General features: G+C 63.4%; 13 protein-coding genes and 1 riboswitch. Of the genes, 5 read left to right on the forward strand and 8 right to left on the reverse strand.

The annotated features are described in order from the left end of the window. Positions 1 to 63 precede the first annotated feature (63 nt). Genes ribA through MKK04_RS02565 form a run of 3 tightly spaced genes read left to right on the forward strand, consistent with a single transcriptional unit; the run spans position 64 to position 1,909 of the window. Positions 64 to 681, forward strand: coding sequence for a GTP cyclohydrolase II (gene ribA / locus MKK04_RS02555; protein ID WP_003260612.1), 618 nt, complete (start codon positions 64 to 66; stop codon positions 679 to 681). Further along, positions 678 to 1,097: a hypothetical protein gene (locus tag MKK04_RS02560; protein WP_063911070.1), complete on the forward strand. Its 420-nt coding sequence runs from the start codon at positions 678 to 680 to the stop codon at positions 1,095 to 1,097. The genes ribA and MKK04_RS02560 overlap by 4 nt, the downstream gene beginning before the upstream one ends. Continuing rightward, positions 1,097 to 1,909 (forward strand): cobalamin-binding protein, encoded by an 813-nt coding sequence (locus tag MKK04_RS02565; RefSeq protein ID WP_233694717.1) that lies wholly within the window; start codon positions 1,097 to 1,099, stop codon positions 1,907 to 1,909. The genes MKK04_RS02560 and MKK04_RS02565 overlap by 1 nt, the downstream gene beginning before the upstream one ends. 120 nt (positions 1,910 to 2,029) lie before the next feature. On the opposite strand, the gene dxs is transcribed toward MKK04_RS02565, so the two are convergent. From dxs to ribB, 4 genes are all read right to left on the reverse strand, one after another. After that, on the reverse strand, positions 2,030 to 3,925 hold the full coding sequence (gene dxs / locus MKK04_RS02570) for a 1-deoxy-D-xylulose-5-phosphate synthase (protein WP_063911072.1): 1,896 nt from the start codon (positions 3,923 to 3,925) through the stop codon (positions 2,030 to 2,032). Positions 3,926 to 4,102: 177 nt separating this feature from the next. Continuing rightward, positions 4,103 to 4,990: a (2E,6E)-farnesyl diphosphate synthase gene (gene ispA / locus MKK04_RS02575; RefSeq protein ID WP_233688208.1), complete on the reverse strand. Its 888-nt coding sequence runs from the start codon at positions 4,988 to 4,990 to the stop codon at positions 4,103 to 4,105. After that, positions 4,987 to 5,229, reverse strand: a complete 243-nt coding sequence (locus MKK04_RS02580; protein ID WP_003255380.1) for an exodeoxyribonuclease VII small subunit — start codon at positions 5,227 to 5,229, stop codon at positions 4,987 to 4,989. Before MKK04_RS02580 ends, ispA begins: the two co-directional genes overlap by 4 nt. A 206-nt stretch (positions 5,230 to 5,435) precedes the next feature. Further along, positions 5,436 to 6,086: a 3,4-dihydroxy-2-butanone-4-phosphate synthase gene (gene ribB, locus MKK04_RS02585; RefSeq protein WP_207832758.1), complete on the reverse strand. Its 651-nt coding sequence runs from the start codon at positions 6,084 to 6,086 to the stop codon at positions 5,436 to 5,438. Between the two features lie 80 nt (positions 6,087 to 6,166). Next, a riboswitch (FMN riboswitch) is annotated at positions 6,167 to 6,308 on the reverse strand. A gap of 91 nt (positions 6,309 to 6,399) precedes the next feature. Here ribB and MKK04_RS02590 point away from each other — a divergent pair. Continuing rightward, the gene (locus MKK04_RS02590) at positions 6,400 to 7,605 is read left to right on the forward strand and encodes an RtcB family protein (protein WP_207832760.1); all 1,206 of its coding nucleotides are present in this window, start codon (positions 6,400 to 6,402) and stop codon (positions 7,603 to 7,605) included. A gap of 652 nt (positions 7,606 to 8,257) precedes the next feature. Continuing rightward, entirely contained in the window at positions 8,258 to 8,521 is a 264-nt protein-coding gene (locus MKK04_RS02595; protein WP_019473937.1) for a DUF3077 domain-containing protein, read from the forward strand. Between the two features lie 70 nt (positions 8,522 to 8,591). Here the strand turns inward: MKK04_RS02595 and MKK04_RS02600 are convergent, their stop codons facing one another. From MKK04_RS02600 to MKK04_RS02615, 4 genes are read right to left on the reverse strand one after another with little or no spacing between them, the layout of a single operon-like run. Further along, the gene (locus MKK04_RS02600) at positions 8,592 to 9,269 is read right to left on the reverse strand and encodes a c-type cytochrome (RefSeq protein WP_233688207.1); all 678 of its coding nucleotides are present in this window, start codon (positions 9,267 to 9,269) and stop codon (positions 8,592 to 8,594) included. A gap of 9 nt (positions 9,270 to 9,278) precedes the next feature. After that, positions 9,279 to 10,241 carry a copper resistance protein B gene (locus MKK04_RS02605; protein ID WP_207832766.1) on the reverse strand — a complete coding sequence of 321 codons (963 nt, stop codon included), beginning with the start codon at positions 10,239 to 10,241 and terminating at the stop codon, positions 9,279 to 9,281. After that, a complete protein-coding gene (locus tag MKK04_RS02610; protein WP_442964552.1) occupies positions 10,231 to 10,572 on the reverse strand; it encodes a hypothetical protein in 342 nt (113 codons plus the stop codon). Before MKK04_RS02610 ends, MKK04_RS02605 begins: the two co-directional genes overlap by 11 nt. Then, positions 10,569 to 12,338 (reverse strand): copper resistance system multicopper oxidase, encoded by a 1,770-nt coding sequence (locus tag MKK04_RS02615; RefSeq protein WP_233688205.1) that lies wholly within the window; start codon positions 12,336 to 12,338, stop codon positions 10,569 to 10,571. The genes MKK04_RS02610 and MKK04_RS02615 overlap by 4 nt, the downstream gene beginning before the upstream one ends. Between the last annotated feature and the right edge of the window lie 384 nt (positions 12,339 to 12,722).

The raw sequence follows: 12,722 nt of genomic DNA on the forward strand, positions 1-12,722 counted from the left end.
ATCCCCCAGCCTGCTGATACAATCGGCCCACGAGAAATTTTCAACTTATTCCAGGAGCACAACGTGCCCGTCGTCTTTGTTGCCGCCTCTAAACTCCCGACTCCCTTCGCGACCTTCACCATGCATGGCTTCCTTGACGAAGCCACTGGCCGTGAGCATGTGGTGCTCAGCCTGGGTGACATCGCGGACGGCCAGCCGGTGCTGGGGCGCCTGCACTCCGAGTGCCTGACCGGCGATGCCCTGTTCAGCCAGCGCTGCGACTGCGGCTCGCAGTTGGAAGCCGCGCTGCAAGCCATCGCCCGTGAAGGCCGTGGCGTGCTGCTGTACCTGCGCCAGGAAGGCCGTGGCATCGGCCTGCTGAACAAGATTCGCGCCTACGAGTTGCAGGATGGTGGCGCCGACACTGTCGAGGCCAACGAGCGCCTGGGCTTCGCCGCCGATCAGCGCGACTACGCCATGTGCCTGCCGATGCTGGAGCACCTGGGCGTGAAGTCGCTGCGCCTGATGACCAACAACCCGCGCAAGGTCAAAGCCCTGACCGACATGAACATCGTTGTCGCCGAGCGCGTACCGCTGCACACCGGGCACAACCCGCACAACCGCTACTACCTGGCGACCAAGGCCGGCAAGCTGGGTCACATGCTGGGTAACGAGCACCAGGGCGAGGTGCCCCAGGCGTGACCCGCGCCGAGGTCAAGCGGCGCCTGGCGCTGGCCTGGTGGCAGTACCTGGCGGTGGGCCTGGTGCCGCTGCCGGTGATGGCCTGGGCCTTCGGTGGCGGTGATGCGCTGGCCTCGGTGCTGGCCATGCCACTGTTCATTGCCGGCGCGGCGACCATGTTCCTTAGCTTGCCGCGCTTCGGTGCCTACAAGCACGCCCTCATTGCCACCTCCAAGGTGCTCGGCACTGGCGAAGAGCCAGCCGCCTGGATCGAACTGGCGCGGGTGCGGCGCCTGGCCATGCTGTATGCCTGCTTCCCGGCCTGGGTCGCCGCCCTGTCGGTGCTGGTCGGCCTGGAGGTGGTGCCGCAGATCCTGCTGGCGTTGTCCTCCGTGGTGGTGCTGTACCTCTATCGCATTCCCCGCCAGCTCGGCTGATGCGCCTGCTGCCCGGCCTGCTGGCGCTGTTCGCCTGCTCCGCACTGGCTGGCGAACCCCTGCGTGTGGTCAGCCTGGCCCCGTCGATGAGCGAGATCATGCTCGAACTGCAGGCCGATGATCTGCTGGTAGGTGTGCTCGACGGTGGCGAACGGCCGACGGCGCTGCGCGGGCTGCCCTCGGTGGGGCGCCAGGGGCAGCTGGACCTGGAGCGCCTGCTCAGCCTGCGCCCCGACCTGTTGCTGCTGTGGCCGGGCAGCGTGCCACCGGCCCAACGCGACCAGCTCAAGCGCCTGGGCATCGCCACCTTCAGCGCCGAACCCCATGATATCGACCAGCTGATCGAGCAGATCGAAGCCATCGCCGGGCGTATCGGCCGTGCCGACCAAGGCCATCGGTATGCCCAGGCCCTGCGTGACCGGCTGCGGCAGCTGCGCCAGCAGTATCGACGTGACGAGCCTTTGCAGGTGTTCTACCAGGTATGGGATCGACCGCTGTATACGCTCGGTGGCCGGCAGGTGGTCAGCGATGCCCTGGCCGTGTGCGGGGCGCGTAACGTCTTCGCCGATCTCACCCAGCCGGCGCCGCAGGTCAATGTGGAATCTGTGCTGCTGCGCAACCCGCAGGTCATTCTGGCGGGTGATGAAGCGCAGCTGGCGAGCTGGAAGGCCTGGCCGCAATTGCGTGCGGTTGCCGATGATCGTTTGCTGGTGGTACCCGACAAAGGCCTGGAGCGGCCCAGTGGGCAGATGATCGAAGCTACGGCGCGCTTGTGTGCGCTGCTCGAGGCTAAAGCGCCAACGTCCAAGTGAGCTTTTGCGAGGGCTGCGCCCTCGATCGCGACACAAGGCCGCTCCCACATGGAATGGGTCGCACCTCACTTTGTGGGAGCGGCCTTGTGTCGTGAAAGGGGCGCAAGGCGTCCCCAGGGATTACAACCCGAGCCTGGCCATCCGAGCCTTCACCGAAGCCTCGATCCCGGCCGCATCCAGCCCACACTCAGCCAGCATCTGCGCAGGTTTGGCGTGCTCGACATAGATGTCCGGCAACCCCAGATGCAGCAGCGGTTTCACGATCGCCTGGCTGGCCAGGAACTCACCAACAGCCGCACCGGCACCGCCCATGATGGCGTTCTCTTCGATGGTCACCAGTAGCTCATGGCTTGCGGCCAGCTCCAGCACCAGTGCCTCGTCCAGCGGTTTGACGAAACGCATGTCGACCACGGTAGCGTTGATCTGCTCAGCTACCTGCATGGCCTCGGCCAGTTGCACGCCGAACACCAGCAAGGCGACTTTCTCGCCCTGGCGACGGACCACGCCCTTGCCGATTTCCAGCGGCTGCAGGTCACCGCTGATCGGCGCGTTCGGGCCGGTGCCACGTGGGTAGCGCACAGCCGCCGGGCCGTTGTACAGGTGGCCGGTGCTGAGCATCTTGCGCAGCTCGTTTTCGTCGCTTGGGGTCATCACCAGCATGCCCGGGATGCAGCGCAGGTACGACAGGTCGTAGCTGCCCGCGTGGGTCGGGCCGTCTTCGCCGACCAGGCCGGCGCGGTCGATGGCGAACAGCACGTCGAGGTTCTGTACTGCCACGTCGTGGATCAGCTGGTCGTAGGCGCGCTGCAGGAAGGTGGAGTAGATCGCCACCACCGGCTTGCTACCCTCGCAGGCCATGCCGGCCGCCAGGGTCACGGCATGCTGCTCGGCGATGGCCACGTCGAAGTAACGCTCCGGGTAGCGCTCGCTGAAATCGACCAGGTCGGAGCCTTCCTTCATTGCCGGGGTAATGCCCACCAGGCGGTTGTCGGCGGCGGCCATGTCGCACAGCCACTGGCCGAACACCGCAGAGTATTTCGGGCCGCTGGCTTTCTTCGGTGCGGCGGGCTTGTCGGCCGGCTCCAGCTTGGTGATGGCGTGGTAGCCGATCGGGTCGAGCTCGGCCGGGGCGAAGCCCTTGCCCTTCTTGGTCACCACGTGCAGGAACTGCGGGCCCTTGAGGTCACGCATGTTGCGCAGGGTGGCGATCATGGTCGGCAGGTCGTGGCCGTCGATCGGGCCAATGTAGTTCCAGCCCAGTTCTTCGAACAGGGTGCCCGGCACCAGCATGCCTTTGGCGTACTCTTCGGTGCGGCGGGCGATTTCCCAGGCGCCCGGCAGGCGCGACAGCACTTTCTTGCTGCCTTCGCGCATGCTCGCGTAGGTGCGGCTGGAGAGGATCTTGGCCAGGTAGTTGGACAGGCCACCGACATTGCGCGAAATCGACATGTCGTTGTCGTTGAGGATCACCAGCATGTCGGCGTTGACTTCCTGGGCGTGGTTCAACGCCTCGAAGGCCATGCCGGCGGTCAGTGCGCCGTCGCCGATCACCGCGATCGACTTGCGAGCGCTGTTCTGCAGGCGGGCGGCAATGGCCATGCCCAGCGCGGCGCTGATCGATGTGCTGGAGTGGCCGACGCCGAAGGTGTCGTACTCGCTCTCGCTGCGGCGCGGGAAGGCGGCGATGCCGTCCTTCTGGCGCAGGCTGAGCATGCGGTTACGGCGCCCGGTGAGGATCTTGTGCGGGTAGGCCTGGTGACCCACGTCCCACACCAGCCGGTCGTCGGGGGTGTCGAAGACGTAGTGCAGGGCGATGGTCAGCTCGATGACGCCCAGGCCGGCACCAAAATGCCCACCGGTCTGACCCACGGTGTAGAGCAGTTCCTGGCGCAGTTCGTCGGCCAGGGTCTCCAGGTCGGCTTCGGCCAGCCGGCGCAGGCCGGCAGGCGTGTCAGCGCGGTCGAGCAACGGCGTGACCGGGCGTTCGCGGGGGATCTCTTGAAACGTCGTGGGCATCAGGCGAGTCGTTATAGGTGTGTGAAGAGGCGGCAGTTTACCCCATTGTAGGAAATACTGCCCATTCAACCACGGGTTACGCGGCCCCTGTGGGAGCGGGTTTACCCGCGAATGCGGCGGTAAACTCAACATCGCATTCGCGGGTAAACCCGCTCCTACAGGGATTGGTGTCGTTGCTTAATTGCGGCGTTCGACGATGTAGCGTGCCAGTGCCCGCAGCGGCTCGGCCTTGTCGCCGAACCCACTCAGTGCGACCAGCGCCTGGTCGCGCAGTTCGATTGCATAGGCCTTGGCCGCTTCCAGGCCCAGCAGCGCCGGGTAGGTCGGTTTGTCACGGGCGATATCAGCCCCCTGGCGTTTGCCCAGGGTGGCGGTGTCGCTTTCCACATCAAGGATGTCGTCCTGCACCTGAAACGCCAGGCCGATGGCTTGCGCGTAGGTCTGCAGGGCATCCAGTTGCGCCTGTTCGGCGCGGGCGCTGGCCAGGGCACCGAGGCGCACGCTGGCTTCGATCAGCGCACCGGTCTTGTGCCGGTGCATGAACTCCAGCGCCTGCTGGTCCAGCTTCAGGCCCACCGAGCCCAGGTCGATGGCCTGGCCACCGACCATGCCTGCCGGGCCGGCCGCCTTGGCCAGGGCCTGGACCATGGCCAGGCGAATGCTGTCGGCCTGCGGGCTCAGGCGCGGGTCGAGCAGGGCGCTGAAGGCCAGGCTCTGCAAACCGTCGCCGGCGAGGATCGCGCAGGCTTCGTCGAAGGCTTTGTGGGTGGTCGGCTGGCCGCGGCGCAGGTCGTCGTCGTCCATGGCCGGCAGGTCGTCATGCACCAGCGAGTAGGCGTGGATCAGTTCCACCGCACAGGCTGCGCCGTTGGCCTGTTCGGCCGGGGCGCCCAAGGCTTCGCAGGCCGCGTAGGCCAGCAGCGGGCGGACGCGTTTGCCACCGTTCATCACGCTGTAGCGCATGGCGGCGTAAAGGCGTTCGAGTTCCTTGGTCGGGGCGACGAACAACGGTTCGAGGGCGGCGTCGACCCGTGCCTGGCAGCTGGCCTGGTAGGTGCCGATCATGCTTCCGGCTCCGCGTCGAAGGGCTGGGCAGCCAGTTCGCCATCGCGTTCCAGCAGGATCTGCACCTTCTGTTCGGCCTGGGCCAGGGCGCCCTGGCAATCACGGGTCAGGGCGATGCCTTGCTCGAAGGCGGCCAGCGACTCTTCCAGCGACAATTCGCCGTTCTCCAGGCGCTCGACCAGTGCTTGCAGGTCTGCGAGGGATTGCTCGAAATCGAGGGAGGCTTTTTTGCGGGCCATGGCGACTGTCTCGGTGGCATTCAGAACGGCGCGACACTAGCAGAGCGGGGCGGGGGGAGCAAACTTCCGGCAGCCTGAGGTTGGACTTGCGGCCTCTTCGCGGGTAAACCCGCTCCCACAGGTACTGCGCAGGTTTCAAACCTGCGCGGTCCCTGTGGGAGCGGGTTTACCCGCGAATGGGCCGCAAAGCGGCCCCGTGCGGTGGATCAGGCTGGCTCTGCTTCCCGCTCCAGCATGGCCTCACGGTACCGCGCCAGTTCCTCGATGGTCAGCACCGGCAAATTGTACTGCCGCGCATACACCGCCACCTGCTCGCCACGGGCCATCGTGCCATCGGGGTTCATCAGTTCGCACAGCACCGCCGCCGGGCGCAACCCGGCCAGGCGCGCCAGGTCCACCGAGCCTTCGGTGTGGCCACGGCGGGTCAGCACCCCGCCATTGCGGGCGCGCAGCGGGAACACATGCCCCGGGCTGACGATATGGCGCTGCTCCGCGGTGGAGCGCAGTGCCGCGCTTATGGTAGTGATGCGGTCCTGGGCGGAAACCCCGGTAGTGATACCTTCCGCCGCCTCGATGGTGACGGTGAAGCCGGTGCCATGGCGGGCCTGGTTGTTCTGCACCATGGGTGCCAGTTGCAGTTCGTCGACGGTGGCCTCGTCCAGGCACAGGCAGACGATGCCGCTGCAATCGCGAATCATCATGGCCATGGTCTGCAGCGAGATGTTCTCGGCGGCGGCGATGATGTCCGCTTCGTCCTCGCGGTCGTCGTCGTCGAGCAGCAGCACAGGGCGCCCGGCCTTGAAGGCGGCGATGGCGGCGCTGACATTGGGGAATTGCGGGTGGTGCATGGTGGACATGAAACGCTCCTCGTGAATGATCGATGAACGTCTCGGGGCGAACAAAATGCGCGCGCAGGGGCGCCCGGATGGCCCCTGCCTGACGCCTTCTTTCATCCGGACTATGACCGTCGGCTCTGGAGTCTCACCAGATCTGCTGACCCCCGGCATGGCCGGGGCGCTCGCGGGCTCATCTTTCGATTTACCGCCGGTGGGGACTTTCACCCCGCCCTGAAGACCGGCCAAGCATACAGCACATTGCCACCCCACTGGCAACCCGCGGCCCTACGACCTTTGGCGGTATCATGCCGGTATGCATTCGAGGAACAGCCCCATGAACATTCTCCAGGTCGCCGGCGGCAAGCCGGTCAAGTTGTGGACCGATGGCGTACCTGTCGAAGACGACGCCCGCAAGCAACTGCTCAACACGGCCAGGATGCCGTTCATCTTCAAGCACCTGGCAGTGATGCCCGACGTGCACCTGGGCAAGGGCTCGACCATCGGCAGCGTCATTCCCACCGTTGGCGCGATCATCCCCGCCGCGGTCGGTGTGGACATCGGCTGCGGCATGATCGCCGCGCGCACGTCGCTGCACGCCCGCGACCTGCCGGACAACCTGCATGGCCTGCGCAGTGCCATCGAACACGCCGTGCCACACGGCAAGACCTTCGGCAAACGTGACCAGGGCGCCTGGGCCGATGTGCCAGCCAAGGCGGACAAGGCCTGGGGGCAACTGGCCGGGCGCTTCAAGGCCATCACTGACAAGTACCCGCGGCTGGAGAAGACCAATAACCGCCATCACCTGGGGACGCTGGGCGGTGGCAACCATTTCATCGAGGTGTGCCTGGACGAGGCCGACCGCGTCTGGTTCATGTTGCACAGCGGCTCCCGGGGCGTGGGCAATGCCATTGGCAACCTGTTCATCGAACTGGCCCAGGCCGACATGCGCCAGCACCTGGCCAACCTGCCGGACAAGGACCTGGCGTACTTCGAGGAAGGCAGCCGCCATTTCGCCGACTACGTCGAAGCGGTGGAGTGGGCGCAGGACTACGCCAGGCAGAACCGCGAGCTGATGATGCTGGCGGTGGTCGGTGCGGCGCGCAAGGCGCTGGGCAAACCGTTCGAGGCCAGCCTGGAAGCGGTGAACTGCCACCACAACTATGTGCAGCGCGAGCAGCATTTTGGCCGAGAGGTGCTGGTGACGCGCAAGGGCGCGGTGTCGGCGCAGAAGGGGCAGCTGGGCATCATTCCAGGTTCCATGGGGGCCAAGAGCTTCATCGTACGGGGGCTGGGCAACGAGGAAGCGTTCTGTTCCTGCAGCCATGGTGCCGGCCGGTTGATGAGCCGGACCAAGGCCAAGAGCCGCTTCACCGTGGAAGACCAGCGGCGGGCCACGGCGCATGTGGAATGCCGCAAGGACAAGGAGGTAATCGACGAGATACCCATGGCCTACAAGGACATCGATGCGGTGATGCGCGCGCAGCAGGAACTGGTGGAGGTGGTGCACACCTTGCGGCAGGTGGTGTGTGTGAAGGGCTGACAGGTTTACCGCGACATCCCCTCAATCGCGCCGGTAATAATCAGATTTTTCCCGTTGCGCGTAGGGCGTTGCTGAAATAGCTTCCTAGCGCCCTTGAGCCATTGCGGTGGTGTTCCTGGCGGCCTAGTGTGGCCCTGTCGTTGGCAAATCAGCGACCGGGCCTGCAAGCCCGCTCAGAGAACGATTACCGATCACCAATAGCCAATGGCATGCCATTGCGCGCGCTTGATGGTGGCTGCGTACGGGAGGTTTTCGAACCTGCCGGTTTCGTTCTCTGCCGGTCTTGCAGACCTGTACGTGGTCGCCACCCATCACACTGCAGGTAATGAGTGGCGGTTCTAGCCAGTCAATTCAGAACCTCACCATGCTTAAGATTGTTCCCGATCCACCCCACGTTATTCATTCCCTTGAAGACACCCTGATCCAGGCCACGGACTATGCGCTGTGTGTTGCGACCGTTGTGCCTCAGGCCATTGAGACTCGGACTTTGCACTGAGGCTTGAGTGATGTGTTGTCTGGGCTGGCCTCTTCGCGGGTAAACCCGCTCCCACAGGATCTCCACAGGCCTTGAGGTAGATGCAGTACCTGTGGGAGCGGGTTCACCCGCGAAAGGGCCCGTCCAGGCAGTCGAGAATTTTCAGGGGATTCAAAAATGACCACAGAAGACACCCAATTCACCGTCGGCAAAACCACCTTCTACCAGGGCGAAAACGGCACCCACCCGCTGTTCCGCATCGAGCCCGGCATCCCCTGCCGCGATGCCCGCGAGCAGTCCTCAGAGTTGATGGGCTATGTCCGGGAACTGACCATCACCGGCCTGATGGATGAGAAACCGATGATGATCTGGGCTGCGCACTACCTGAGTGCGATGGCCAAGGCGCTGATGGATGATGCTGAGTTGGGCATGAAGCAGTGAGTGTTTGCTTTCAGGTCTCATAGGCGCTGCAAACCTGTCGGTATACACCTGTTGGCCCGCGAAGCTGCCTTCAGTCTTTATGCATGTGCTGCTTGCCATCGCGATGAGTATGCGCCTTTGAATGCCCCTCATCATGATGGCCTGCGCCCGAGGCCTGCTCGCCATGGTGGTCAGGCACGTTGTCGCCGTGCTGGCCTTCATGGTTGTGCATTTCACTTTCGCCACCACCATGCTGGTGGCCGCCACTGGCCGTGACCATTGTCTTGTACTGTTGGGCGTTCAACTGGGGTAGCTGATCCAGGAAGGCGACGATGCCCCAGATGTATTCATCACCCATGCTTTTGCCCCAGGCCGGCATGCCGGAGGCCTTGATGCCGTGCTTGATGATCCAGAACGCAGCCGCAGGGTCGCCACTGATCCCGCTCCTGGCAAGGTTGGGGGGTGATGGATACAGAGCCTGGCTGAGCTCGGTGTTCTCGACGCCAGGGGCGAGGTGGCAACCGATGCACATGGCATTGTAGTTACCGGCGCCAGTACGAATCAGCGCTTCATCTTTCAGGTCTGGCACCTCGATGTCCCTGGCCCGCACTGCGATCGAACGCTCCCGTGCCATGGCCAGAAAGGCATGCACGGCGGGGAAATGGGGATCATCGGCTCCGACATTGACCAGGCCGGAGTACGCGGCACCCAGCACGGCCACACTGGCCACTGCGCCTGCTGCAACAAGCGTTGTTATTGTTTTTTTCATGTCTGGCTCTCAAAACCACAGGCGAATACCGGCCACGAAACGCGCTTCATCCACATCACCACCCTCGTCGCGGATGAAATCGGCGGTTTTGCCGTAGGAGCGGTTCCAGGTGACGCCGATGTAGGGGGCGAACTGGCGGACAATTTCATAGCGCAGGCGCAGCCCGACTTCGGTATTGGCCAGGCCGGAGCCCACGCCGCGCCCAGGGTCGTTCTTGCCATAGAAATTGGCTTCAGCGGTTGGCTGCAGGATCAGGCGGTTGGTCAGCAGAATGTCGTAGTCGCCTTCCAGGCGCGCGGCAGTCTGGCCGTTCTCACCAATGAACGCAGTGGCTTCGGCCTCGAAGTCGTAAAGTGCCATGCCCTGGATACCGAACGCCGCCCAGGTCTGGGGAGATTCAGGCTTGAAATCCTGGCGCACCCCGGCAACCACATCCCACCATGGGCTGATCGAGCGGCCGTACAGCAGCTGCAATTCGGCATCCTCGGTGACACCGTTGGTGCGTTCACCTTCGGAGCGGATCCACAGACGGTTGATATCGCCGCCTATCCAGCCAGAAGCATCCCAGGCCAGCGTGCTGCCTTCATCGGCATCCTGGTACTCGAGCTGATCCAGCAGGAAGAAGCTGTTGATCGCACTGTCGTGCATCTGATGCCCGCCCAACGGCGGGAAGGCCGCCTGGCGGTCGGCATCGGTCAGCACCGGGATCGGGGTACGGCTGGTCGTCGGCGTATCCGCCGAGCCGTGGTTCATTTTCGAATGGTCCATCGCTCCATGGTTCATGGCTCCATGGTCCATAGCCCCATGATCCATGGTGCCGTGGTCCATGCCCTGCATGCTGCCATGATCCATCTTGCCGTGGTCCATCGTCGAATGGTCCATTTCTTCAGCGGCGAAGCTGTGCGCAGCCCCCAGCACGCCGAGCGAAACGGTCAATGCCAGCAGCGATGGTCGTGCCAGGCTATTGAGCATCTTTCCCTGCCTTAGCTTTATCGCTGCCATGCGATTGCATCATCTTGCCGTGGTCCATGCCTTGCATCGAGCCATGGTCCATACCTTTCATCGAGCCATGGTCCATACCTTTCATCGAGCCGTGATCCATCCCTTTCATGGCGCCGTGATCCATGCCCTTCATCGCACCATGGTCCATGCCTTGGGCGCCCTTGGCTTTTGCGGCATCGGCAGGCTGCTCGCCGTCGGACCATGATGACGGGGCATAAACGGCAAACAGGCCGGCCATTGCAGCAGAAAGGAAAAACGCGCTTCGTTTCATTGGTTTGCTCATCTCGGATCTCCAGTTCATTCGTCCACACGGACTTCGCGGAACATGCCCATTTCCATGTGGAACAGCAGGTGACAGTGATAGGCCCAACGTCCTAAAGCATCTGCAGTGACGCGGTAGCTTCGTTTTGAGCCAGGCGGCATGTCGATCGTGTGTTTGCGCACCATGAAGTTGCCGTTCTCATCCTCCAGGTCGCTCCACATGCCATGCAGGTGGATGGGGTGAGTCATCATGGTGTCGTTGACCAGGGTGATGCGCAGGCGCTCGCCATACTTGAGGCGCAATGGCTCGGCATCGGAAAACTTGATGCCGTCAAAGGACCAGGCGAACTTTTCCATGTGGCCGGTGAGGTGCAGCTCGATTGTGCGACCTGGCGCGCGGCCGTCCGGGTCCGGGAAGGTGCTGCGCAGGTCCGCATAGGTCAGCACACGGCGGCCGTTGTCACGCAGCCCGATGCCCGGATCGCCCAGTTTTGGCGTAGGGGTCATCGTCTGCATGTCGACCAGGGGGTTGTTGGTCTCGGATTCTGGGTGGCTCTGCATGGCCGCGTTGGCGCCAGCCATGTTGCCATGGTCCATGCCGGCCATGCTGCCGTGGTCCATGCCAGCCATGTCGCCGTGATCCATGCCAGCCATGCTGCCGTGGTCCATTCCACCCATACCGCCATGGTCCATGCCCATATCGCTCATGGAAATGATCGGCCGTGGATCGACAGCTGGAACAGGGGCTTGCAAGCCTTCGCGAACAGCCAGGGTGCCCCTGGAATACCCGGTGCGGTCCATGGATTGAGCGAAAATGGTGTAAGCCTGCTCGTTCTCGGGCTCGACAATGACGTCGTAGGTTTCGGCAACGGCGATGCGGAACTCGTCGACCGAAACGGGCTTTACATGCTGCCCATCCGCCGCGACAACCGTCATCTTCAGGCCGGGAATTCGCACATCGAAATACGTCATGGCCGAGCCGTTGATGAAGCGCAGGCGGATTTTCTCGCCCGGCTTGAACACGCCCGTCCAGTTACCGTCCGGGGCCTGGCCGTTCATCAGGTAGGTGTAGGTGTAACCGCTCACGTCGGCGAGATCGGTGGGGCTCATCTTCATCTCGGCCCACATCTTGCGGTCGGCTACCGCAGCGGACCAGCCCATTTCGCTCACGTCGTTGACGAAATCACCCACCGTGCGCTTGTGGTAGTTGTAATAGTCGGACTGCTTCTTGAGCTTGGACAGCACCCGGGCAGGGTCTTCATCCGTCCAGTCGCTGAGCATGACCACATAGTCTCGGTCATAGGTGAATGGCTCAGGCTCTTTTGCATCGATGACCAGGGCGCCGTACACCCCGATCTGCTCCTGGAAACCGGAGTGGCTGTGGTACCAGTAGGTGCCGTTCTGCTGGACCTTGAACCTGTACTCGTACATGCCGTCGGGGGCGATGCCATGAAAGCTCAGGCCCGGTACGCCGTCCATGTTCGCCGGCAGGATGATGCCGTGCCAGTGAATGGAGGTGTCCTGCTGCAAGCGGTTGCGCACACGCAGCGTGACGGTATCGCCTTCGCGCCAGCGCAGAATGGGCCCGGGTATGGAGCCGTTGATGGCCATTGCTGTGCGCGCAGCGCCGGTAATGTTGACCGGCAGCTCACCGATGTAGAGGTCGAAGTCGGTGCCGCTCAGCACATTCGGTTGGCCGGGGCTGGTCACGGCCCAGACCGGCGTGCGCCACATGCCCAGCCCGCCAAGTAGTCCGGTAGCGGCCAGGCCTTTGACGAAGGAGCGTCTGGTGGTTTTGCTTTGCATGCCGTTGCGTCCAGTCAGTCGAAAAGTTGCTGGTATTCAGGCGGGTGAATGCCCAGCGTGTGGGTCGAGAAGCCCCACAATCTTCCTTCACGCTAGCTGATCTGCGCTGTCAGCTGGCTGAGCTTCAGATTACTTTTCTGTCAGCTTGCGGTGGGTCAAATTCAGTAAGCGCGCCGCGCACCCTGTGGGAGCGGGTTCACCCGCGAAGAATGCGACGCGATATATGGCACCGGCTATGCCGGTGTTCGCGGGTAAACCCGCTCCCACAAGGCCCCTGCTAATTCAATGAGTTATGTGCAGTCCTGTGGGAGCGGGCGTGCCTGCGAAGGGCTGCAAAGCAGCCCCAGTAAAGCCTGTAGAAATCTTCCTGCAGCGTACGGCTCA

The sequence above is a fragment of the Pseudomonas sp. LS.1a genome (assembly GCF_022533585.1).
Classification (GTDB): domain Bacteria; phylum Pseudomonadota; class Gammaproteobacteria; order Pseudomonadales; family Pseudomonadaceae; genus Aquipseudomonas.

Bases quoted from the DNA above. Each gene is read 5' to 3' on its own strand.
- MKK04_RS02565 (WP_233694717.1), top strand. From the start codon at position 1,097: ATGCGCCTGCTGCCCGGCCTGCTGGCGCTGTTCGCCTGCTCCGCACTG.
- dxs (WP_063911072.1), bottom strand. From the start codon at position 3,925: ATGCCCACGACGTTTCAAGAGATCCCCCGCGAACGCCCGGTCACGCCG.
- ispA (WP_233688208.1), bottom strand. From the start codon at position 4,990: ATGATCGGCACCTACCAGGCCAGCTGCCAGGCACGGGTCGACGCCGCC.
- MKK04_RS02580 (WP_003255380.1), bottom strand. From the start codon at position 5,229: ATGGCCCGCAAAAAAGCCTCCCTCGATTTCGAGCAATCCCTCGCAGAC.
- ribB (WP_207832758.1), bottom strand. From the start codon at position 6,086: ATGTCCACCATGCACCACCCGCAATTCCCCAATGTCAGCGCCGCCATC.
- MKK04_RS02590 (WP_207832760.1), top strand. From the start codon at position 6,400: ATGAACATTCTCCAGGTCGCCGGCGGCAAGCCGGTCAAGTTGTGGACC.
- MKK04_RS02595 (WP_019473937.1), top strand. From the start codon at position 8,258: ATGACCACAGAAGACACCCAATTCACCGTCGGCAAAACCACCTTCTAC.
- MKK04_RS02600 (WP_233688207.1), bottom strand. From the start codon at position 9,269: ATGAAAAAAACAATAACAACGCTTGTTGCAGCAGGCGCAGTGGCCAGT.
- MKK04_RS02605 (WP_207832766.1), bottom strand. From the start codon at position 10,241: ATGCTCAATAGCCTGGCACGACCATCGCTGCTGGCATTGACCGTTTCG.
- MKK04_RS02610 (WP_442964552.1), bottom strand. From the start codon at position 10,572: ATGAACTGGAGATCCGAGATGAGCAAACCAATGAAACGAAGCGCGTTT.
- MKK04_RS02615 (WP_233688205.1), bottom strand. From the start codon at position 12,338: ATGCAAAGCAAAACCACCAGACGCTCCTTCGTCAAAGGCCTGGCCGCT.